At 69.9% G+C, this 22,310-nt stretch carries 19 protein-coding genes and 1 pseudogene; 16 read left to right on the top strand and 4 right to left on the bottom strand.

From position 1 onward, the window contains the following. Positions 1-1,614 carry a hypothetical protein gene (locus ACFV1J_RS14820; protein WP_385857848.1) on the top strand — a complete coding sequence of 538 codons (1,614 nt, stop codon included), beginning with the start codon at positions 1-3 and terminating at the stop codon, positions 1,612-1,614. 387 nt (positions 1,615-2,001) lie between these two features. On the opposite strand, the gene ACFV1J_RS14815 is transcribed toward ACFV1J_RS14820, so the two are convergent. Further along, positions 2,002-2,394, bottom strand: coding sequence for a DNA-binding protein (locus ACFV1J_RS14815; protein ID WP_385857845.1), 393 nt, complete (start codon positions 2,392-2,394; stop codon positions 2,002-2,004). Next, a complete protein-coding gene (locus ACFV1J_RS14810; protein WP_385857842.1) occupies positions 2,394-2,645 on the bottom strand; it encodes a hypothetical protein in 252 nt (83 codons plus the stop codon). Before ACFV1J_RS14810 ends, ACFV1J_RS14815 begins: the two co-directional genes overlap by 1 nt. A gap of 225 nt (positions 2,646-2,870) precedes the next feature. Between ACFV1J_RS14810 and ACFV1J_RS14805 the strand changes: the two genes are divergently transcribed. Genes ACFV1J_RS14805 through ACFV1J_RS14790 form a run of 4 tightly spaced genes read left to right on the top strand, consistent with a single transcriptional unit; the run spans position 2,871 to position 11,052 of the window. Further along, the gene (locus ACFV1J_RS14805; RefSeq protein ID WP_385857840.1) at positions 2,871-4,448 is read left to right on the top strand and encodes a TIGR02677 family protein; all 1,578 of its coding nucleotides are present in this window, start codon (positions 2,871-2,873) and stop codon (positions 4,446-4,448) included. After that, complete coding sequence (locus ACFV1J_RS14800; protein ID WP_385857837.1) at positions 4,445-5,635, top strand: TIGR02678 family protein; 1,191 nt, start codon at positions 4,445-4,447, stop codon at positions 5,633-5,635. The genes ACFV1J_RS14805 and ACFV1J_RS14800 overlap by 4 nt, the downstream gene beginning before the upstream one ends. Continuing rightward, entirely contained in the window at positions 5,632-9,780 is a 4,149-nt protein-coding gene (locus tag ACFV1J_RS14795) for a TIGR02680 family protein (RefSeq protein WP_385857835.1), read from the top strand. Before ACFV1J_RS14800 ends, ACFV1J_RS14795 begins: the two co-directional genes overlap by 4 nt. Positions 9,781-9,783: 3 nt before the next feature. Beyond that, positions 9,784-11,052, top strand: a complete 1,269-nt coding sequence (locus ACFV1J_RS14790; protein WP_385857833.1) for a TIGR02679 family protein — start codon at positions 9,784-9,786, stop codon at positions 11,050-11,052. A 275-nt stretch (positions 11,053-11,327) separates the two neighbouring features. On the opposite strand, the gene ACFV1J_RS14785 is transcribed toward ACFV1J_RS14790, so the two are convergent. Next, complete coding sequence (locus tag ACFV1J_RS14785) at positions 11,328-13,709, bottom strand: N-6 DNA methylase (protein WP_385857831.1); 2,382 nt, start codon at positions 13,707-13,709, stop codon at positions 11,328-11,330. Between the two features lie 1,558 nt (positions 13,710-15,267). Further along, positions 15,268-15,726: a helix-turn-helix domain-containing protein gene (locus ACFV1J_RS14780; protein WP_385857829.1), complete on the bottom strand. Its 459-nt coding sequence runs from the start codon at positions 15,724-15,726 to the stop codon at positions 15,268-15,270. A gap of 240 nt (positions 15,727-15,966) precedes the next feature. Here ACFV1J_RS14780 and ACFV1J_RS14775 point away from each other — a divergent pair, with 240 nt between their 5' ends. From ACFV1J_RS14775 to ACFV1J_RS14725, 11 genes and pseudogenes are all read left to right on the top strand, one after another. After that, entirely contained in the window at positions 15,967-16,179 is a 213-nt protein-coding gene (locus tag ACFV1J_RS14775) for a helix-turn-helix domain-containing protein (RefSeq protein ID WP_385857827.1), read from the top strand. After that, positions 16,179-16,436 (top strand): hypothetical protein, encoded by a 258-nt coding sequence (locus ACFV1J_RS14770; RefSeq protein ID WP_385857825.1) that lies wholly within the window; start codon positions 16,179-16,181, stop codon positions 16,434-16,436. Before ACFV1J_RS14775 ends, ACFV1J_RS14770 begins: the two co-directional genes overlap by 1 nt. Continuing rightward, positions 16,420-17,472, top strand: a complete 1,053-nt coding sequence (locus tag ACFV1J_RS14765; protein ID WP_385857823.1) for a YqaJ viral recombinase family protein — start codon at positions 16,420-16,422, stop codon at positions 17,470-17,472. Before ACFV1J_RS14770 ends, ACFV1J_RS14765 begins: the two co-directional genes overlap by 17 nt. After that, positions 17,469-18,338, top strand: a complete 870-nt coding sequence (gene recT / locus ACFV1J_RS14760; RefSeq protein ID WP_385857821.1) for a recombination protein RecT — start codon at positions 17,469-17,471, stop codon at positions 18,336-18,338. The genes ACFV1J_RS14765 and recT overlap by 4 nt, the downstream gene beginning before the upstream one ends. A gap of 128 nt (positions 18,339-18,466) precedes the next feature. Continuing rightward, entirely contained in the window at positions 18,467-19,357 is an 891-nt protein-coding gene (locus tag ACFV1J_RS14755; protein ID WP_385857819.1) for a hypothetical protein, read from the top strand. Then, positions 19,357-20,061: a hypothetical protein gene (locus ACFV1J_RS14750; protein WP_385857817.1), complete on the top strand. Its 705-nt coding sequence runs from the start codon at positions 19,357-19,359 to the stop codon at positions 20,059-20,061. Before ACFV1J_RS14755 ends, ACFV1J_RS14750 begins: the two co-directional genes overlap by 1 nt. A 35-nt stretch (positions 20,062-20,096) precedes the next feature. Beyond that, the gene (locus ACFV1J_RS14745; protein WP_385857815.1) at positions 20,097-20,273 is read left to right on the top strand and encodes a hypothetical protein; all 177 of its coding nucleotides are present in this window, start codon (positions 20,097-20,099) and stop codon (positions 20,271-20,273) included. A 49-nt stretch (positions 20,274-20,322) separates the two neighbouring features. After that, positions 20,323-20,754 (top strand): annotated as a pseudogene (locus tag ACFV1J_RS14740) (single-stranded DNA-binding protein); the annotation flags it as partial. 84 nt (positions 20,755-20,838) lie between these two features. After that, positions 20,839-21,072 (top strand): hypothetical protein, encoded by a 234-nt coding sequence (locus ACFV1J_RS14735; RefSeq protein ID WP_385857813.1) that lies wholly within the window; start codon positions 20,839-20,841, stop codon positions 21,070-21,072. Next, entirely contained in the window at positions 21,069-21,500 is a 432-nt protein-coding gene (locus ACFV1J_RS14730) for a hypothetical protein (protein WP_385857811.1), read from the top strand. Before ACFV1J_RS14735 ends, ACFV1J_RS14730 begins: the two co-directional genes overlap by 4 nt. A 13-nt stretch (positions 21,501-21,513) precedes the next feature. Further along, the gene (locus tag ACFV1J_RS14725) at positions 21,514-22,293 is read left to right on the top strand and encodes a hypothetical protein (protein WP_385857809.1); all 780 of its coding nucleotides are present in this window, start codon (positions 21,514-21,516) and stop codon (positions 22,291-22,293) included. Positions 22,294-22,310: the final 17 nt, after the last annotated feature.

Genomic DNA, 22,310 nt, shown 5'->3' with positions numbered 1-22,310 from the left:
ATGCCCACCCCGACCCGCCCCTCCCCTGTCCGCCCTTCCCTTCTCCGCACAGCCCCCGGCCGCCTCCCCCTCCCACTCCCCACCCTCCTCTCCCTCTCCGCCGCCGACTTCCGCGACCGGGTCCGCCGGCCCGCGTACGCCGTCGTCCTGGCCGCGGCCGTGGCCCTGGGCTACCTGGCCGTACCGGGCCCGGACGCCCGCTGGGTGATCATGCAGATCGGTGACCACCGCGGCCTCTACAACAGCGCCTACGTCGGCATGGCGACGGCTCTGGCCGCCGGCCTCTGGCTGAGCCTCGGCGGCTTCTTCCTCGTGCGCAACGCCCTCGACCGCGACCGCACCACCCGCGTCGGCCAGTTGCTCGCCGCCACCCCGCTGCGTACGTCCAGGTACCTGGCCGGCAAGTTCCTCAGCAACCTCATGGTGCTGTCCTCCCTGCTCGCCATGCTCGCCCCCACGGCACTGATCATGCAGCTGACCCGCGGTGAGTCCGGCACCCTCGATCTCCTCGCGCTCTGGCAGCCCTTCGTCCTCATCGCCCTTCCCCTGCTGGCCCTGACCGCCGCCCTCGCCCTGCTCTTCGAAACGCTGCCGCTGCTGCGCACCGGACTGGGCAATGTGGTGTGGTTCTGCGTCTGGCTGGTCCTCGCGACGGCCGGCCAGGGGCCCGGACTGCCTTTCGACGGCATCGGCGTGCACCGCGTCGCCCGCTCGATGCACGCGGAGATGGTCGCCCAACGCCTGCCGGTCAACGGCGAGTTCAGCCTCGGTCTGACCTACCTCGACCAGCCGCTCCGCCTCTTCACCTGGCACGGCTTCACCCCGACCGCCGGCTACCTCCTCGGGCGCGCGCTCCTGCTCCTCCTCGCCTGCGCCCTCGCCGTCCTCCCGGCCCTCTGGCTCCCCCGCCACAGCCCCGCCCGGCCCCCCGCCCCCAAGCCCACCCAAGAACCCACCGGCCTCCGCCCGGAGACCCTCCGCCGAACCCGCGCCACACCCTCCCTGCCCTTCCCCCTCTGGTCCGGAGAGCTCCGCATCCTCCTTCAGGGCGTGCGCTGGTGGTGGTGGCTGGGCGCCGCACTCCTCCTGGCCGGCGCGCTCTGCTCCTCGACGGTCCACGGCGCCACCCGCGTCATGCTGCCGCTCGCCTGGATCTGGCCGGTCCTGATCTGGTCCCGGCTGGGCACCCAGCAGCACGAAAGCGGCGTCCACGGCATGCTCGGCGCCTACCCGGCCGCACGCCGCCGGCTCCTCGCCGAATGGGCCGCCGGCCTGACCCTCACCACGGCCACCGGCCTCGGCCCGCTCATCCGGCTCCTCGCCGCGGCCGACCGGTCCGGCATCATCGCCTGGCTCGCCGGCGCCCTCTTCATCCCGTCCCTGGCCCTCGCCCTGGGCACCCTCAGCCGCACCCACCGCCTCTTCCAGGCGGTCTACCTGCCCCTCTGGTACACCGTCGCCAACGGGCTCCCCGTCTTCGACTACATGGGCGCGCTCCACGCCCCCCACACCGAACCGCCCCCCACCCAGCCCCTGCTGACCCTCACAGCCACCGCCGCACTACTGGCCACCGCCTTCACCACCACCACCCTCCGTCGCACACCTCGCGACTGAGCCCACAGCCGGCCCCACCCGCACAGCAAAAAGCCCAGGTCACATGTCGTGACCTGGGCTTTTCCACGGAGCCGCCTTCGGGATTCGAACCCGAGACCTACGCATTACGAGGCCACCAGGGATCAGGGTGAGCTGTGCTGCGACGTGATGGCAGATCCTGTTTTCCCAGATCAGAGCACACGCCACGGACCCGCCGTTCATGTCCGGTGTTGCACCGTCCAAAGGCGTCCGCGCTCCCCTTGCGCTCCCCCTAGTCGTCTCCAGTGACACTCCAGGCTTGCCCTGCGAACCCACCAACTACTCGGAGCCGCCTTGTTGATATCCGACAGCAGGAGCATGGCGCCCTCCCATCGCGCCTTCACCGTACCCACGGTCTGCACGCCATGCTCAGACCTTGGTGACCACGACAGCAGGCCCGCACAGCAAGGTGATGTCGTCAGGATCGGAAGTGAGGACGGTGACGGGGGCCGGCGCCGCCCGTGCGATGGCGGCGAAGACGGCGTCGATCGCGTACTTGTGGCCGTGGAGGTGGTGGCTGCGCAGCAGCGCAGCGGCCTGGTCCGCCACGCTCTTCGTGACGTCATGGACGTCAATACGGGACAGCACCCACCGGATGCGGGCCGGATGCACGCGCTCGTAATCAGCCTCCAGGGTGGTCATCGCGGTCGTGGCCACCCGTATGCCCTCCTCCAGGGCCGCCTGTACGAGGGTCACGACGACGCGGTCTTTGAGGTAGAGCTTCGACAGGCCCTCGCTGTCCAGAAGCAGTGTGCCAGGCATCAGGCCGCGGCTCCGCCCACGCCGCGGTGGTCATGCCGCAGCAGGGCGCGGGCCGCTTCGACCTCGTCCCGGGAGAGCGGGTCATTGTCGGTCTCGAAGTCGGCGACGATCTCGCGGAGCTTGTCCATGGCCACCCTGTGCTCCAGGGCTTCGGCCACATAAGCGGAGAAGCCGCCCGGGCCGACATGAGCACGTACGGTCTCCGCGAGGTCTTCGGGGAGACTGATCGAGTACTTCTTACTACCAGCCATGAACCCTATCCTACCAGCGGTAGGAACTTCACGGGAGGGGGTCGCCCACCGTTCCCAGCGGCCGGTTTCCGGTTCGCCCCCGCATTGTCAGACCGGTCTGAGAGCCTGGGACGCGTGTCTGTGAAGTCCAGTCCGAAATTCGGCGGGAAGTCCAGCGCTTCCCCGCCTCAGCCTTTCGCCTACCTGCAAGCGCCGAACGCAGCCCTGTACGGACGAATCCTGAACGTGTTCGCAGAAGCCAGGGAGCGGTTCATCGTTCACCTGCGGCCCGAGGACGTCGCCGCGGAGCTGCGGTCCGAGGTGGAGGGGACGCCGGTGCCGGTCGAGGCAGTCGGCGGCGCGCTGGACCAGCTGGTCGACTGGGGCAATCTCCGTACGGACCCCGACACCGGCCGGGTGACCTCGGTCGAGGACTTTCACCGGGCACGCTTCCTGTACCAGCTCACCCGTCACGGCCAGGCCGCGCTGCAAGCGGTCGCGGTCTACGACGAGGCGCTGGGCCAGCGCGGCCAGCTGCAGTCGGTGGCCCTGGCGGACATCGCCGAGCAGTTGGCCGCGCTGCTCGTACTGGCCCAGGAAAAGGACCCTGACCCGGCCAAGGCACATCTCACGCTGCTGGCCCTCGCCGACCGGTTCGGGAGTCTCGCCGACAACGCCCAGGCGTTCATGGCCTCACTGCGCCGCACCATCGACTTCCAGGACGGTGACGAGGGGGCGTTCATCGCGTACAAGGACCGGCTGGTGGAGTACATCGAGCGCTTCATCGCCGACCTGGCCAACCGCGGTGCACAGATCGCCGACTTGCTCACCCAGCTGAACGCGGCAGGGGTGGACCGCTTGCTGCTGGCCGCCGCGCAGCGGGAGGCCGGCGACGCCGTGCCGGACGCGGGAGCGGACGGGCAGGAAGCGGAACGAGCCCGGCTGGCTGCGTCACAGGCCGCGCTAGCTGCGTGGGAGAACCGCTGGCGCGGCCTGACCGACTGGTTCCTCAGCCGGTCCAGCCGGCAACCGTCGCAGGCGAAGCTGCTGCGCGGTGCGGCGGTCAGCGCGATCACCAGCCTGGTCAACACGGTGACCACACTCAACGAACGGCGCGGCGGCCGCTCCGATCGATCGGCCGACTTCCGGGCGCTTGCCCGATTCTTCGCGCAAGCCCCGGATGACGACGCAGCGCACCGGTTGTGGCGGGCGGCCTTCGCCCTCACGCCGGCCCGCCATCTGACGGTGGACGCCGAAACCGAGGCCGCATGGCACGACGCGGAGCTGCCGGGCACCACGCCATGGGCACAGGCTCCGTCCCTGGAGATCAGCCCCAGACTGCGCGAGACGGGTTCGTACGAGCGGCGCGGGCGCCCCACCCGGATTGCCGACCGGTCCGCGGCGCGGCAGGTGCTGGCCGAGCAGGTCGAGCGCGAGGCCGCCCAGACCGCCGCGGCCCGTGCCCGACTCGCTACGGGCGGCCCTGTCCTGCTGTCCGAGCTGGCCAGCCGCGACGGGCTCGACCCGGATGCGTTCCGGCTGTTCCTCGCGGTGCTCGGAGACGCACTGTCCGCAGGGGTGCCGGGTGAGCATGAGTCCTCGGCCATCACTGGCGACGGCACCATGGAGGTTCGCCTGAAGCTGGTGGACCCCGACACGGTGGTCCGGATCCCGACGGCGGACGGTGTGCTCTCCGGCCCTGAGCATGTCATCGAGATCATCGACCTCCTGCCCGAGAGCAGCGCCGGCGGGAGCCAGCCGTCCTCAGTACGTGCGATGACGCCTCCGATCACGGCTGACACCGCGGAAGGGACGAGCCGATGAGCACTGCTCCCGTCGCCGACGCGCAGGAGGAGCGCCGTCGGGCGGCCCGCGCGCTGTTGGACTCACCGCTGCTGACCAGCGGCAGCGAGGAGTTCCGGCTGGTCCGTAAGCACGGGGGCGAGCTGGCGTCCTGGTTCACCCACGAGACCGGCTGGCGGCTGGTGGTCGATGCCGAGACCGCCCGGCTGTACAAGACCCCTGCCCGGTTGGACGACGCGACCAGACCGGCCCGCGCGCCGCGCACCAAGGTGCCGTTCACCCGGCGCCGCTACATTCTGCTGTGCCTGGCGCTGGCGACGCTGGAGCGGGCCGATGGACAGACCACTCTGGGCCGGCTCGCCGAGGGGGTGCTGACCGGGACCGCCGACCCTGTGGTCGCGGAGGCGGGGATTGTTTTCCGCATGGAGCGCCGGGAAGAGCGCTCCGACCTGGTGGCCGTCGTCCGGCTGCTGCTGGAGTGGGGAGTGCTGCACCGGGTCTCCGGCGATGAGGAGGCGTATCTGTCAGAGGCGTCCAACGATGTGCTCTACGACGTGCGCCGGCGTGTCCTGGCTGCGCTGCCGGCTGCCACCCGCGGCCCGTCCACCGTCGAAGCAACGGATCTGGATCCGGACCAGCGGCTCAGCGCACTCACCTCGGAAGTCGCCCCCGACACGGAGGAGTTGCGGCTGCGAGCGCTGCGCCACCGGCTCACTCGCAGACTGTTGGACGACCCTGTCGTGTACTACGCCGAGCTGCCCGAGGACGAGCGGGCCTATCTGGTTTCCCAGCGCTACGCGATCACGCGCAGGATCACCGAACTCACGGGTCTAGTGCCGGAGGCGCGGGCGGAGGGCGTCGCAATGGTGGACCCGGACGACGAGCTCACCGACCTCCGCATGCCCGAACAGGGCACCGACGGGCATGTCACGCTGCTGATCGCCACCCACCTGGCCGAGTCCGAGGGCCCGAGTGACGAAGCGCAACTCGCTGCGCTCATAAAAGAGTTGGCCATACAGCACCGTTCCTACTGGCGTAAGTCCGCCGCCGATCCCGCGGCCGCCGCCGAGCTGGCGGCCCAGGCCCTGGACCGGCTCGCCGCTCTCGGCCTCGTCAGCCGGAACGGCGAGACCGTAACAGCCAAGCCCGCCCTGGTCCGCTACGCCCTGGCCGCACCGACCATCCGAAAGGCCCGCTCCCGCGCATGACCACCGCGCCGCCGACTGCTTCCGCCCCCCTGCCCGAGCCCGCCCGTGGTCGCTGGCAGCCGCTGCGCGCGGGGCTGACCGACATCTTCTACTACGACGCCGAGGAGTTCCGGTTCCACGACGGGCGGCTGCTGTTGCGCGGCAACAACGGCACGGGCAAGTCCAAGGTCCTCGCGCTCACGCTGCCGTTCCTCCTCGACGGCGAACTCGCCGCCCACCGCGTCGAGCCGGACGGCGACCGCGCCAAGCGGATGGAGTGGAACCTGCTGCTGGGCGGCAAACACCCACACGACGAACGCACCGGTTACACCTGGCTGGAATTCGGGCGGATCGGCGAGGACGGCCGGGCTCAGTACCGAACCATCGGCTGCGGGCTGAAGGCGGTCAAGGGGCGAGGCATCGCCAAGCACTGGTTCTTCACCACCACCCTGCGGATGGGTCCCGACCTACCGTTGATGTCCGCCTCCCGGGTCCCCTTCACCCGGGAACGGCTGCTTGAGGCACTCCAGGGCCAGGGACTCGTCCACGACACCGCCGCCGAGTACCGCAGGGCCGTGGACGAACAGCTCTTCGGACTCGGCCAGGAGCGCTACGAGGCTCTGGTCAGTCTGCTCATCCAGCTCCGTCAGCCGCAACTGTCGAAGCGGCCCGACGAGAAGCTGCTGTCCAAGGCGCTCACCGAGTCACTGCCACCGCTTGATCCGGCGTTGATCGGGGAGGTCGCCGAGGCGTTCCGCGGTCTGGACGACGAGCGACACGCGCTGACCGCGCTCACCGAGGCATCCACGGCCGCCGCCGCCTTCCTCACCCACTACCGCCGTTACGCCCAGGTCGCCGCCAAGCGGCAGGCCGCCGTCCTGCGCGTCGCCCACAGCCGGTACGAACACCTTGGCCGCGATCTCGCCGAGGCCGAGACCGAACACGCGGGGGCGGAAGAGCGGTTGGTGACGGCGGAAGCCCGGCTGGAAGAGCTGGAGGACGCCCGAGCGGCGCTGACCGCCACCCGGGACGCGCTGAACCGCAGCCCCGAGATGGACGCCGCCCGCGAGCTGGAACAAGCCGGCAAGACAGCCGAGGCGCTGCGCGCGGTCGCCGATGACCGCGCCTCTGCCGCCCGGACCGCCCAGCGGCTCGCCGACAACTGGCGGCGCCGGGCTGCCGACGCGCAGGCTCGCCGGGATGCCGACCGGTCGACGTTCGCCGAAGCCGACGAAGCGGCCCGACAAGCCGCCGAGGCCGCCGGAATCGATCACCTCCCGGTGGCCACGTCGTTGGACGGCGAGGACGCCCCGTTTCCTGAGTCCCGGAGGACAGGTGAGCGCGCCCTTGAGCGGCGCCGTCAGGCCGTAACCGGTCTGACCCGGCTGCTCACCGAAGCCGAACGAGCCGACGAGCGGGCTCGTACGGCGCAGACGGAAGCCGCCCGCGCGGCCGCGGATGCGGAAGCCGCGCAGGAGCGTGTTGCCGAAGCCGGGCAGACGGTCAGCGAAGAGGCAGCCTGCCTCTTCGCAGCGTGGCGCGCATGGGCCGCGGCAGCGGTCGAACTGCGCCTGACCGACCCCGACCGAGCCACCGCCGCCCTGGAGGCGTGGACGGACACCCTGGACGGCCCCAACCCGGCCGCCGAGGCCGCCGCCGAGTCATACCGCGCGGCGGTCAGCACACTCACCCGGCAGGAAACGGAGCTCGACACCGAGCTCGACGCCGCACGGCATGAACTCGCCGAGGTTGCCGAGGAGGTCACCCGCCTGGAGTCTGGCGGCCATGACACCCCGCCCCTGCCCTACACCCGCGATCCGAGTGCCCGCATCGATCGTCCCGGCGCGCCGCTGTGGAGGGCCGTCGACTTCCACGATGCCGTACCGGAGGCCGATCGGGCCGGGATCGAGGCGGCATTGGAGGCCGCCGGACTGCTCGATGCCTGGATCGCACCTGACGGCACGCTGCTCGACGCCCGCACCCATGACGCACTGCTGCTGCCGGGCTCCGTTGCCGCCCCCGGCCCCGCCTTGGCTGCCGTACTGCGCCCAGCCGTGGACCGGGCAGACCCGCAGGCCGGCGCCCTGAACGACGCCGCCGTGCTTGCCCTCCTGGCCGGAATCGGCCTCGGCGAAAACCCGGAGCACCACACCTGGGTCGCTGCTGACGGGAGCTATCGGATCGGCACCCTCACCGGCCGCTGGGCCAAGTCGGCCGCCCGCTTCATCGGTGAGGGCGCCCGGGAAGCGGCCCGGCGCGCCCGCCTCGCCGAACTGGCCGCCAGGTGCACTTTGCTCGGCGCACTGATCGACCAGTTGGACCAGCGGCGCCGCGCCCTGCGGGAACGGGCCACCACCCTCACCGCAGAACACCGCGCCCAGCCGTCCGACCAGGCGCTGCGCGAGGCGCATGCCCGCGTCGGCCATGAGGCCGAGTCCGCCCGCCGCCTGGCGGAGCGACGGGCGGCGGCTGAGCAGGACGCGGCCACGCGCCGGGAAGAAGCCGAGAAGGCACGCCAGGAGGCCGAGGAGTACGCCTCGGACACCGGGCTGACCGCCACCCGCGAGGCACTGGACCAGATCCGCGACGCGATCTCCGGCTACGCAGCCGCCCTTGCCGCGCTCTTTCCGTCCGCGGCCGCCCGGGCGCGTTCCGCCGCTTTCGCTGCCGAAGCTGCCGCGGAGGCGGAGACGGCAGCAGGTGCACAGGCCGAGGCCGACGAGGCCGCCACCGTCGCCCGCCGAAGTGCCGAAGCCGCCGCCGAGCGCCACCGAGTGCTGGGCGACACTGTCGGGGCGAGCGTGGCGGAGCTCCACCGCCGGCTGGCCGAGACCGACACTGCGATCGCCGCACGGGACGCCGAGGAGAAGGCGACCCAGCGTGCTCGCGATGCCGCCTTGACCGACCGGGCCCGGGCCGAGGGCCGCCGCAGCGAGATCCGTGCCCGGATCGAGGAAGCGACCGGCGAACGCGACCGCACGGTGGCCGCCCTGCGCTCCTTCGCGGCCACCGGCCTGCTCGCCGCCGCGGTGCCCACCATCGCCGTCCCACCGCTGGATGAACCATGGGCCCCGACACCCACCGTCGCGCTGGCCCGCACCATCAACACCGAACTCGCCGAAACGGACGACTCCGACCGCCGCTGGGAGCTGATCCAGCAACGGATCTCCACCGAACACAAGGTGCTCACCGATGCCCTCGGCCGCCACGGCCACTCCGTGGGCATGACCCTGCACGACGGCATCATGATCGTCGACGTGGTATTCCAGGGGCGCACCCACGACGTTCCCGCCCTCGCCGACTCCCTGCGCGAGGAGGTCGACCAGCGCGACCGGCTGCTGTCCGCCAAAGAGCGCGAGCTGCTGGAGAACCACCTGGTCGGCGAGGTCGCCGGAGCCTTGCAGGAACTGATCGCCGCAGCCGAGGAGCAGGTGGCTGCGATGAACCAGGACCTGGCCGCCCGTCCCACGTCGACCGGTATGACCTTGCGTCTGCAGTGGCAACCCGCCAAGGAAGCCCCCGAGGGTCTGGAGGCCGTACGGGCCAGGCTGCTGCGGCAGTCTTCCGACGCCTGGTCGCCGGCCGACCGTGCCCAGGTGGGAGAGTTCCTGCAGGCCAGAATCGCCCAGGACCGCGATGACCACCCCGGGGACTCCTGGGTCGACCAGCTCACCCGCGCTCTGGACTACCGCACCTGGCACGCTTTCACCATTCAGCGGCGGCAGGACGGCCAGTGGAAGCCGGCCACCGGCCCCGCTTCCGGCGGCGAGCGAGTGCTCGCCGCCTCGATCCCGCTGTTCGCCGCGGCCTCCTCGCACTACTCCTCCGGCAGCCCGCACGCCCCACGGCTGATCGCACTGGACGAGGCGTTCGCCGGTGTGGACGACGACTCCCGCGCCAAGTGCCTGGGGCTGCTCGCCTCGTTCGACCTCGACGTGGTGATGACCAGCGAACGCGAGTGGGCCTGCTACCCGACCGTACCCGGCATCGGCATCGCCCAGCTGAGCCGGCGCGAGGGGATCGACGCCGTCCTGGTCACCCCCTGGCGCTGGGACGGCAGCTCCCGCACCCGCCACCAGCGCCCCGCCCCCTACATCCCCATCCCCGCCCAGACGGCCACGGCCGCCGACGAACCCGCGCAGCCGTCTCTCCTGGAGGGCGAGTAACCCGTGCCGGAGACCGACCTGCCACGGCTGCGCCGCCTGCTCGGCACACCCGCAACCGCCTGGCTCCTGGAACGCGTCCGGGACCGGATGGCCACCGGACGCGCACTGGACACCGCCGTCACACTGAAGGCCGCCACAGCCGAACAGCGCCGCGCGCTCGAGCTGCTGCTCGGCCGCCGTCTGCGCTCGGGCGCTTCGCTCACGGTGCCGCTCGCCGAGGTCGACCGCACGCTGCGCACATCGCTGACCTGCCCGGACGGCCTCGCGGCAGCGGTGGTGACGCTGACCGGCCCCGTGACCGACCGACGCGCTCAACACGCCGCCGAGGCCGCCGCCTGGCAGCAGGCACTGGCCGAGTTCGACGTACCGGCGATCACCAGGCAAGCCGACCTGGCCTCCTGGCGAACCGAGCTGGAGACGACCGGTCTCCTCAAACGCCTCTCCGGGAGCGATCCTTCGGCAGCCCGCACACTGGCCGCCGAGGCGGTACGCGTACTCTCCCAGCTCCCGGCAAGCAACAGCATCAGCCTCCCCGTCCTCGCCGCCCGCGCCCTTGGCGACGCTCACGCACTGGACGAGGGCCGCCCGCTGGCCGCGCTCGTCTTCTCCGCTGTCCGTGCGCTTGCCGCTCTGCCCGCGGGGGCGGCGTCCGATGCCGAAGGCCGCCGGGCAGCCTGGGCAGCCGTAGGGGTGGCCTTGGACGAACTCTCCTCGCGCGTACTCGTCCTCGGCCTGCCCGGCTCTCCCCGCAGTATCACCGGCCGCATGCTCGCCGCCGCGCACGAAGGCGGCGAACCCTGCCTGCTGACACTACGTCAGCTCACTAGGGAATCATCCGACCTCGGAGCGGCGGGACGCACCATCCGGGTCTGCGAGAACCCCGCCGTACTCGCCGCCGCCGCTGACGAGCTGGGCCCCGGCTGCTGCCCACCGCTCGTCTGCGTCGAGGGCAACCTGTCCCTCGCCGCACGTGCCCTGCTCACCCAACTCGCCCACTCCGGCGCCCCTATCGCCTACCACGGCGACTTCGACTGGGGCGGCGTCCGCATCGCCGCAGGCGTCCTGCGCCTACCCGGCGCCACACCCTGGCGCTACAACGCCCCCGCCTACCTGACCGCCGTCGGACGCGGCCTCGGCACACCCCTTACCTCCGGCGTCCCGGCCCCCACCCCCTGGGACCCGGCACTCGGCGAGGCCATCGCCGAGCAGGGCATACGAGTCGAGGAGGAGCATCTGCTGGACCAATTGCTCGGGGACCTCAGCTCGGGGTGAAGGTGAGGTTCGGGGAGAACGTGGCTCAGCCGGGCAGCAGTCGAGACCGCAAGGAGCGCCATCGCCCTACAACTGTCCACGCTCCTTCAAGACAGTCAGCCAAATGGTCATGGAGGCGACGAACGCCCCGCCTCCTACCTTGGCAGCGTCGACGGGCCTGTCTCCTCCCCAACTCATCACGATGCCCGTTGCCAGGGCGATGGTGAGGGAACAGAACAGAGCCACCAACAGCCAAGGGGACTGGGCTTTGGAGGGATCCGGTGTGGGTTCCGTACTCAACTTCCCTGTCCCTTCCTCGTTGTCTTGGGCCGCACCACAGACGCCGCCTGCCGCATGACGCACTCAGCGAGTGCCGTCCGCGAACGCTCGACAGCTTGGGCAAAGTCGCGGTGCGCGACGATCTGCTGGTCGTAGGACCTGAGCTGATCTCCGATGCGGCGCTGCTCGTCCCACGTCGGAAGAGGTACCGGGAGCTGGCGAAGCGACGCGACACTGATGGACCCGATTGCCGTGGTGGCCGTTGAGCGGGTCCGGATCCATTCCTCGATGGCCGGCAGGGAAAGAAAAGCCAGCAGGTAGTCCGGCAAGACCTCCCTCGCCGGATCGTCCAACGGACGAATACGGAGCAGATTGCTGCCGAGGATCCAGCCCTCTTGTGGGGCTTCCACCAGCGCTGAAGGGCCGGTTGTTCCCGTCCGCACACACAGGATGTCGCCCGCCGTCACGCGGTACTTTCTCAGCGTCCCCTCGGCGTGCTCGTGCCGCACCATCACCTGGTCCGGCACCACGATTCGGCGGTCCCGCAGATGAGTCGGCTGCACCACAGGCACATTGCCGTCGGTCGAACGGGTGCGCTTGATGAGGGAGGGGGAGGGGCCTGCCTGCACCTCGCAGAGTGCGCCCAGCGGCCGCTCCTCCCAGTGGGTGAGTTCGCGGACACCGGTCAGACCGTGCACAAAGTCCAGCTCGCGCTGCACCTTCGTCATCTGCCGGTCTGCCACGAGCATGACCTGCCGTGCGCTGCGGAGCTTATCCGCGCTGTCCTCAAGCTCCGTTTGCAATTCGTCGGCATCGCGCCCCGCAGACACTGTTTGCGCCACGTAATCGGCCGGGTTGAGTGAATAGTCCCGGTCGCGGACGTCGTCCAACTCGGCCGTCGCGCTAAGGCCAGTGGTTCCAGCATGCGCAACCGAGCGTTCCCGATCGAGCTGCCATGACTCGACGGCCCGCACGACTGCCGATGTGTCGTCCTCGGTGAGCAGCCGTCGGGTGCGCGACTCCATCACCCCCATCTGCCGAGCGTCGACGAACAAGATCTGCCGGCTCCGGCCCGGTGCATGCCTGAGGAGCCACACGGATACGGGGATGGCCGTATCGCGGAACAGCTTCGCGGGCAGCGTGATGATGCACTCCAGTGCTCCGCGCTCCACCAGGTTCCGGCGGATGCCACGCTCCTGCCGGCTGTCCGACGAGAGAGCGTTGTTGGGCATGAGCACGGCCGCGCGGCCACCGGGGTTGAGCTTGCCGAGGACGTCTTGAAGCCAAGCGAAGTGGTCGCTCCCAGGAGGTGGCGGACCGTAGGGCCACTGCTCCGACGCCTTGGTGTGCGGAGCGGATCCGCGCGCGTTGAATGGAGGATTGAGAAGGATCCGGTCTGCGGTCACTGACGGCCGGCCCGGCTCGTTCCACGGCGCCCCGCTGCCGATGTGGAGCCGTGCCCGTACACCGTGCAACATAAGATGCATACCGGCGAGTCGAAGCGTGTCCTCATGCGACCCAGTGCCGCACACGGTCAGTGGAGCAGCAGGACGCCCGGCATCGCGCACCGCCTCGACGGCTGATGTGAGCAACTCGCCGCCGCGCAGATACGGGTCACAAATGGTGAGCTGCTCGTCCTCTTCACGTACCAGCAGCTCTGCCATCATCCGCGTCACAGCACGGGGAGTGAAGAACTCACTGCTCGTCAGACCAGCGTGCTCCTCGTACTGCTCGAGCAGGAGCCGGAAGGCCTCGGGCCCCAGGTCATTGGAGAGGCGGATGACGTGCTGGAGGTCCGCATACGAGCCGGGCCTGAGGCGATCAAGGGAGCGCCCGAGGCCCGGCAGGATTCCCAGGCTGCGCAGAGCGTCATCAGCAGCGTCACCGACGCGCCGGAGAAGCCGTCGGGCCTCCTCCGGGCTTTGACGGGGCGGTGCGGCGCGCAGCAGGCCCGCCCATGCGGCCGGTGCGCATGCCCGCAGGAAAGCAAGGGAGGCAAGAAGGTTTACGTAGTCGGTCTTGACGCCGGCACCCCGGACCCTTTCCGCCAGAGGCCCCATCAGTTCAGCGACGAGCCGCTCGGATTCCTGGGCATTCCGGCTGTGGACGGCAGGCGCGGCGTCTTGGTGTCGCCGTAAACCGGTGGCGTCCAGACGACGACGCGCCCTGTCCCCGTAGCTAGTGCCCCGTGGCTCACGCTCGGCCAGGAACCTGGGCGGGATCACCCGGCGGTCGAGAAACGCGATGACCTGGCTGAGTGGGAAGCATTCCATGCCGCCCGAGTGGATGGCCGGAGGGAAGTCCGGATGGCGCCTCTGCCAGTTGTTAATGGCCGGTCTTTTCACTCCTGCCAGCCGCGCGACGTCAGCACCGGTAAGTAGTGGATCAGTGGTGTTCATGGCCGTCACGGTAGGCGCAGGGCGGATGGTGAAACAAATGCGCAGTGCTCTGCGCGTCGACCCGATGGAGGCAACGTAGACAGCCAGCCGTAACGAGAGCCCGCTGCAAAACTGGCTTTGACCTGCTATTTAGTTGATAGACGGGCCTAAGGTATCGGCAGCACACTGCCGTTTTCTGTTAAGGCATGTTCTTCTGCGTGCGGAGTCAGTGCCTCCGCGCATGGCGCTGCAAGTTGGGCCGGTTCGGCGGTCGACGTGACCGTCCTGGACGTGCAGACGGCGAGTTACCCATCCGGCGCACGCCACACGAGGTGAACTCCACCCGAGGTCGGCTGCGAAGCTCGAAGGCCCGGCTGACAACCGGTCGGGCATCCTGCCCGACGCCCGCCCAGCCCGCACTACCCGGCGCGCTGCCCTAGTAGTGCTTGACCAGGTTGATAGGAGGTCTGGTGTGGTGCGGTGACAGGTGAGGCAGGCGCCGGTCCAGACCGCGAGGAGTAACTCCAGTTAGCCGGCGACTTGGTAGGGGCTCAGGCTGGCGCCGTCTCTTTGGGAAACCGGGTGATGCGCTGGAGGGTGCAGGAGGCGTGCGCGACAGCACTTCTGACCACGCCTTCTGCACCATCGCTGCACCGATGCGCTCCCCTCGCGCTCCCCTGACCTGAGCGGCGCCTGATGCGTCACCTTGAAGCGTTCGTAGAAACCGCAGCTCAGAGCTTGTTTCCTCACCCATGGAGGAGGATCCACCTCGCAGCGTGAAACTCCCGACGTACGTATTCGAGTACGTAGGTCATCAGGAGTACTAGGCCCCGCTTTCCATGGTCCATGGAACGACAAAACCCCAGGTCAGATACCTGACCTGGGGTTTCACCTGGGAGCCGCCTTCGGGATTCGAACCCGAGACCTACGCATTACGAGCAATAGATCGTCCCTGACAACGGGTTCTAATCCGTGCCGCCCGGACGCTGTTTATGCAGGTCAGCGCCGGGCGGCATCACGTCGGCGGTCAGCTCATGATGACCCATCCGGAGGCGTCCGCGCCCGCACCGCGCTCGCTGCGGGCGCCCCTTAACGATGCCTCTGCGCGACCCCCGCGGCGGCGCACAGGCGAAGATGATGACTTGGACACAGTGGCGGGCATCGCTAGATCAACCCTTCCCGGGCGTGATCGCACGCGAGTTGGTACCCATTGACAGTGGCCCGTTGGGCTCGCCGCCGCCGGTCCCTGTAGGACACCACTGGCGGCAGAACGATGCTCACCACGAGCCCCACCCTGGCGAGGTGCCGCGCCCGGCCATTGCCCATAGCCGCCGCGCCCATGACCGCTGCCAAGGCACAGCTTGCTGTGACCGCCGCTGCTACTACTCCAGTGCCGTTACGCACTGCTCCCCCTTGCGCTGTGTTCCTGCCCTCATCTTTATGGGGCGCTGCCGATAGCGACACAGGGCACTGCACCTGGGGGTGCGCAGTAGCCGCGGAGCGGAACGGCAGTGCGAGAGAGTACCAATCCCCCACCCCGCCAGAGCCGACACACTGTTGGGTGTGTCGTCCACACTCGTCACGACCTATGCGTAGTGCCCTGTTCGAGTTCCTTCTGTGCCTGCTGCGCTCGTAGCCCGGCGACGAATGTTACGAACTGCTGGACGAGGCCGGCGTCGTAAATTCCCGCCATGGCTGCCAGTTGCTCCGGTGTGGGTCGCTCTCCATTGGAGGCCCACGAGCCGTTGGGCAGTTCATCCTCGGCGAGGATGCCAGCCTGCACGAGCAACTCACGCAACGGCACCTTAAGTACGGGCGCCATGGCTTCGAGCACGTCGGGGGTAGGGCTGTTCGTCCCGCGCAGCGTCCGTGAGACGACAGGGTGAGAGATGCCCGCATGGCGAGCGAATTCCGCTTGCCCGCCGGCGCGGGGCGTAGAGAGGTCATAGCCCAGTTCGACGAGGCGCGTGCGGAGCCAGGCCGCGAACCTTTGTCGATTCTCGGGGCTTTTCGTTCGTGCTCGTTCGATCCTTCGCATGCACGCAAGATACCCCCGCACCCGTCGATGTAGGCGCAAGGGGCCGCAGCATACGCGCCGCACAGCACTCCGACCACCTCTTTTTCACCGTAAGTGACCTGCACCTTACACCCCGCCTCGAACGTTTACTCGGAACGCGCGGCGGCGCGTTGGCATATGTCATTAACGTACTTGCTCGCACGACCGAACGGGCTTACGTTCTTGCTCGTACGTACGAGCAAGAACGAAAGGAGTGAAGCCATGGACTACGCGCACGCTCGTCTACTTGCAGCCTGGACCGCGGCGGGCGACACCACCGACGCAGCAGTCGCTCGCCGCCTCGGCATCAACCCGGCGACCGCATGGCGCCTGCGCAAGGGCGTGTCTCGCCCCAGTTCGGCGACCCTTGCCCGCATCGAGCGCGCATACGGGATCACCGCAGCTGAGCTGCTGCCCACTGCGGAGACCGGCTGATGAACCAAGGCGCCTATGGCGAGGGCGAATTGCTCGATGTCGTCGCCATCGCCTACGCAGACGACCCGGCAACGGTCGAGCCCTTGCTGATCGACCTTGCCGACGCTGCCGGCCGCGCCGCCTACATGAGCGTCAACCCCCTCGCCACGGACTACGGCCGCCAATGCGCCGCCGCCGCGGCGGACGCAGCCCGCGACGAACTGCTCGCCATTCTCGACCCCCCGCAGAAGGGAGCCACCTGTGCCCGTCGCACCTGAGCGACTTGCCACCCCTACCGGCGTGGTGATCGCCCCGGCGGCACTTGAGCGCGAACAGTGGCTCGACGTGCGCCGCATGGGCGTAGGTGGCTCGGACGTCGCCGCGGTGCTCGGCATGGACCGCCACCGCGGACCGCTTGAGGTCTACCTCGACAAGGTCGGCGAGCTGCCCGACCTGCCGCGCTCGCCCGAACTCGACGAGGCCGCGTTCTGGGGCAACGTCCTCGAACCCGTTGTCGCCGACATCTTCGCGCAGCGCACCGGCATGCGCGTCACCGACGGGCCCGGCACGCTCGCGCACGTCGACCGTCCATGGATGCTGGCCAATCTCGACCGCGTCGTGATCGAGGCCGGCGAGCGGGCGCCGTCCAGCCTGTTGGAGATCAAGACCCGCAGCGCGTTTCAGCTCGACGACTGGCGCGAGGGGGTGCCGGACGGGCCGGCACTCCAGGTGCATTGGTACCTCGCGGTCACCGGATATTCGCACGCGCACGTCGCCGCGCTGCTCGGAGGTAACCGCCTCATCGTGCACCGCGTCGAGCGCGACGAGCAGCTCGTCGAGCACCTCGTCGCCCTGGTCGCCGACTTCTGGCAACACGTACAGGACCGCACACCGCCGGCGGTCGACGGTTCCGCAGCCACTGCCGAGCTGCTCGCCCACCTCTACGAGGTCAAACCGGACGCCGTCACCCTCGCGGACCCCGACGAGGTGCTGCCGCTGCTCGACCAGCTCGCCGAGGTAAAGCAGCGTCAGCAGCAGCTCGCCGACGAGCGCCGCACCATCGAGAACCAGCTCAAGGCCATTGCTGGCACCGCCGAAGTCGTCCGGTGCCGCGACGAGGTCGCGTTCACGTGGAAGCAAAACGGCCCCTTGTCCGTGAAGCGGTTCGCCGCGGCGCACCCCGAGCTCGCAGAAACGTATGTGCACCACGTGCCCACGCTCGATACCGGTCGCCTCGCCGCCGACCACCCCGCTACCTACCGCGCGCATCGTGCGCGCCGCCTCGTCGTGCCCGCCCGGAAGGGGAACCAGTGACCACGGACCTTACGCAGCGCATCGCAAAGAAGGCAGCCGCCGGCAAGCAGGTCGCCAAGCAGCTGGCCGCCGCACAGCAGCCGCTCGCGCAGTTCATAGAAGACATGCGCGGCGAGCTCGCCCGCGCGCTGCCCGAGCACATCAGCCCCGAGCGCGTCGCACGCATCGCGCTTACCGAGCTGCGGCGCGTGCGGCACCTGTCGGAGTGCACCCAAGCCTCTTTCGGCGGTGCGCTGATGACGTGCGCGCAGCTCGGCCTCGAACCCGGCGGCGCCATCGGCGAGGCGTACCTGATCCCCTTCTACAACAAGGAAGCTCGCGCCTACGAGGTGCAGCTGATCATCGGGTATCAGGGCATGATCAAGCTGTTTTGGCAGCACCCGCTCGCCGCTGGCCTTGACGCCCAAGTCGTTTACGAGGGCGACGAGTTCGATTACGCCTACGGGCTCGACCCGGTACTGCGGCACGTCCCCTCCATGACCGCAGACCGCGGAAAGCCAGTTGCGTACTACGCCGTCGCGCGGCTCAAGAACGGTGGCTCGGCGTTCGTCGTGCTCTCCCCCGGAGATGTCGAACGTATCCGGCAGCGTTCCAAGGCGAAGAGCTCGGGTCCGTGGCGCACCGATTACGACGCCATGGCATGCAAGACCACCATTCGGCAGCTGTTCAAGCTGCTGCCGAAGAGCCCCGAGCTTGCGCACGCCGTCGCGCACGACGGAACCGTGCGACGCGATGTGTCCGAGGCCGGCCTCGACGTCGTACCCGACTACGTCGAGGGCGAGCTCGTCGACCAGGACGACGAAGCCACAGAAGCCGAGGGGAGCACCGGGGAGCCCGAACGCGACCAGATGGCCGCCGCAGCGTAGTTGCCTGGCTCGCTCTTTACCTCGCTGTCCGACAGCCCCAGGAGAGTTGATCACGTACCGCTGAGCCGGCCGCGAGTCTCTCTCTTTGCGTTCCAGCTCTTCCGTATCAAGTCGATAGGACAACGCCCGTGAGCTTGGATGCTTCGGATTGGGTGTGGACCCGCTCCGAGTCGTGCGGACTGGCCCGCACGATCCTGCTCGCCATCGCCGACAAGTGCCCCGATGCGAGCTGCACCGCGTACGCCGGTACCGCGATGCTCATGCAGCGCACCCGTGCCGCCCGCTCGTCGGTACGGGCCGCGGTCGACAAGCTGCTCGCCTCGGGTGAGCTGGAAGAGGTCGCCGGCGCCCTGGGGCCGAACCGCGAGACCGTCTATTGCCTGCCGCATGCCGTCGGCCACGTGCGCGAGCAGCCCGACATGCCCGCCTTTGACAGTGCCGGTAACCGGCCCGGTCCGGATTCCGACCCGGGCCGGTATCCGGCCCCCGGGGGACCGGTATCCGGCCCTGGCGGGACCGGTAACCGGCCCGGTGGGGGGCCGGTGACCGGCCCGGGGGAGGGCCGGTATCCGGCCCCGGGGGGAGCGGTAAACGGCCCCCATAACAACAGCAGCTCTCTACTACTAGAAGAGCAGCAGCCGCACGCGCCCGCGCGCACGAGCCGCTCGGCGGTCGTCGACCAGCTGCGCCCCCTCGCCGACGCGCTCGACGCCGCCAGCGTCCCGGTTCGCTGGTCGCTCGGCCTCGGCGAGCAGCGCGACGTCTGGCAGCTCGTCGAACGACACGGCGTCGAGCGCCTCGTCGAGCTCGCCGCACATCGCACCACCCCTGGCGACGCACCCAAGAGCGCCCGCTACTGGCTCAAGGTCTGGCAGGACCTCGACTGCTCCCCTGCCGGCCCGTCAGCCCCCACCGCAACGGGCGGGAACGTCGTTCCGCTCCGCCGCGGAACCCCGCCCAGTCACACCGACAACCTGCTCGCCGGCCTAGCCCTTCTCGAAGGAAAGGAAAACGCCTAATGGACCGCCGCCAAGCTGCCGCGCTGCTGAACTACGCCGCTGCCCTCGACGGGCGCCTCGGCCGCGTGGTCGCCGACCAGCAGCGCGCCGCATACGCCATCGACCGATGGGCCAACGCGCTACCCGACGTGCCCGCCACCACCGCGGACGGCACGTGGGATGCAACGCGCGTCGTCCGCGCGTTTTACGAACAGCGTGGCGGGGACCGGTCCGCGCAGTTCTACGCGATCGAGCCGCACAATCTGCTCGCCGCCTGGGCTACGCACCGCGCCGAACTCATGCACCGCCACACCGACCCCACACCCGACGCGGACCCCGACAACCCCGCCGCGTGGCGAGCCGAGCTGCTCGCCACGCGCACCGCGGTCGCCACGGGACAGACCACACCGAGCACACACCGAGAACTGACCGCCGGCGATCCGCACCCCGACGTCGCCGCGCGTCTGGCCGCGCTCGGCTCGCCGATACCGCCGGCCGTACGGCAGCAGCTCGCCGCCCACCGACCCACACGGGCGCAGCGCGAGGCGACCGTCGCCGCCGGCCGCCCGGATCCGCTCAGCGTGCCGTGCGAATGGTGCGGTGCACAGCCCGAGCAGCCGTGCCGCTCGCGCCGCATCTCACCGAACGGCGCTGCTACGTCCAACAGCCACCGTTCCCCCCATCCCTCGCGCCAAGAGGCCGCAGCGCGAAGGGTCGCCGCATGAGCGCCGCGGAAGCGCCAGCCCCCGCATTGGTGGCCATGCTCGCTGGCCTACTGCATGAGCTGCGCCCGTACGCGTACGACGGCCTGCAACACCCCTTCGCCCCCGCCGCCGCCCGCGATGCCGAACTGCTGCTCGCCGCCCTCGCCGACCAGGGCATGAGCATCACGGTGGACCCCACAACCCACACGCCAGCACACACCCATACCCGCTAACGTTCTTGCTAGAACGAATTTCGTACCCATGAGCACGAAAGGACGTCCCATGGCCGGAGAGACCGTCATCACCGTCACTGGAAATCTCACCGACGACCCCGAGCTGAAATTCACCACCGCCGGCGCTGCCCTCGCCCGCTTCCGGCTCGCCTCAACCCCGCGCACCTTCGACAAGCAGACGAACGAATGGCGCGACGGCGAATCCCTGTTTCTGACCTGCTCCGCATGGCGCGCTCAGGCCGAGAACGTCGCCGAATCCCTCACCCGCGGCACCCGCGTAGTCGTCACCGGACGACTTAGGCAGCGCAGTTACGAGGACCGCGAGGGCATCAAGCGCACCGCCTACGAACTCGACGTCGACGAGGTCGGCCCGAGCCTCAAGAACGCGAGCGCCACCGTCACCAAGAACGGCACCGCACAACAGCCGGCCGCCAACACATGGCAGAGCACCCCACAGCAGCCCCAGCGCACCGACGAGCCGCCGTTCTGATCAGCACCGAGCGACCGGTCGATGCGGCCCCCATGCGCGCGCGAGGCGCGTCCGTCTTCCCTTCGGAGTGATGCCATGACTGCCCCCCGTTTCCGCCACGTCCACGAGACCCGAGCCGAGCACTTCCTGCCTCTGCCCGCATCCCTGCTCGACGTCGCCGAGCTGCTCGCCGCCGCGCGGTCGAAGCTGCACGACACCGGCCGGCAGCTGACCGACGCGACCGTGCGCCAAGACGAGGGCGAGCTCGTCATCTCCTACCCGGTCGACCCCGAGCTCGCCGAGCTCGCCAAGGTGGTGACCCTGCGATGACCCGCACCCGCAACAGCCGGAATGGCCGCGCCGCCGAGCGCGAGCGGGCCCGCACCACCCGCCGCGACACCCTGCTCGTGCTGCTCTCCCGTGCCGAGCGTGGCGTGCTCTCACGCCCCGAGGCCGCACTGCTGCGCACCGCCGTCGAGGCCGAGCTTGCCGCGGGCGACCAGGCCCGGCGCGCCGCCGGCGGGCAGCAGGCCGCGGTGTGCCGAGCGCAGCAGCGCCTCGTCGCCGCCGAGCAGGCGATACGAGAGATCGAGGCCGAGCGCGACGAGCACACCGAGAGGCTCAAGACCGCGGCCGGTCTCGCCGCCGTTCTGTGCGCGGACTTCCCCGGGGAGGCATGGAGCCTCGCTAAGGCACTGCGCGCCCTGTGCGTCGGCGAACTGACGCCGCAGCAGACCCTCGACAGCCTCGCCCACTGACGGGAGCCACACCATGACCAGCCCGCAGACCGCCCGCCATGAGGGCGCCGCCGCGCTGCGCACCGTACGGGCGCAGTGGGGCGAGTTGCTGCTCGCCATCGAGACCCCGCCGGCCGAGCCATGGCCACCGCGGCAGCTCTCACACCTGCTGCGCCCCGCGGCCGGCGACGAGCCGCTCGTCGAGCGCGCCCCGCTGGTGTTGCGCGAACACCCCGCGCCGGCGAACCTCGACGCCCTCGACGCCGGTCTGCATGCCGAACGGGCCCTGTTCGACCTCGCCGACACCCTCGCCGCCGCCGTACAGCGCGCACCGCTCGACGACCCGCGACGGTGGACGTTTCGTAGCCTGAGCGACCCCGGTAGCCGCGCCCACGGGCTGCATTGGGCTGCCGTGTGGGTCGAGGGCCGGCTGCTCGACGAGGACACCGAGCCCGAGCAGCAGCTCGACGGCACGCTCACCGCGGCTCCCTTCCTGCCACTCCCCGAGCACCTGCTGCATGAGGCGCACCGCGTCGCCCGCGCCGTCGAGGGCCGGGTGCTGCGCGCCCTCGGCCTCGACGCCCGCACAGTGCCCGTACCCGAGCGTCCGTGCCCCTGGTGCAAAGGCGAGCTCACGCTGCACACCGACCCCGACGAAGCGCCTCGGGTCACCTGCTCGACCGGACCGAGTTGCACGGCCCCCGTGCCCTATGACGAGCTCGGCCGGCGCGTGTGGGAGTGGCACGCCTTGCCGGCCCTGGTGATTGCGCTCGACGCGGCGCAGCAGCCGACCGAGCGCGCTCGGGCTGCATGACCCCGCCCTCAACTTCC

Origin of the sequence: Streptomyces sp. NPDC059649 (assembly GCF_042734445.1) — a bacterium.
Lineage (GTDB): Bacteria > Actinomycetota > Actinomycetes > Streptomycetales > Streptomycetaceae > Streptomyces.
This window is presented reverse-complemented; position numbering and strand designations above follow the sequence as displayed.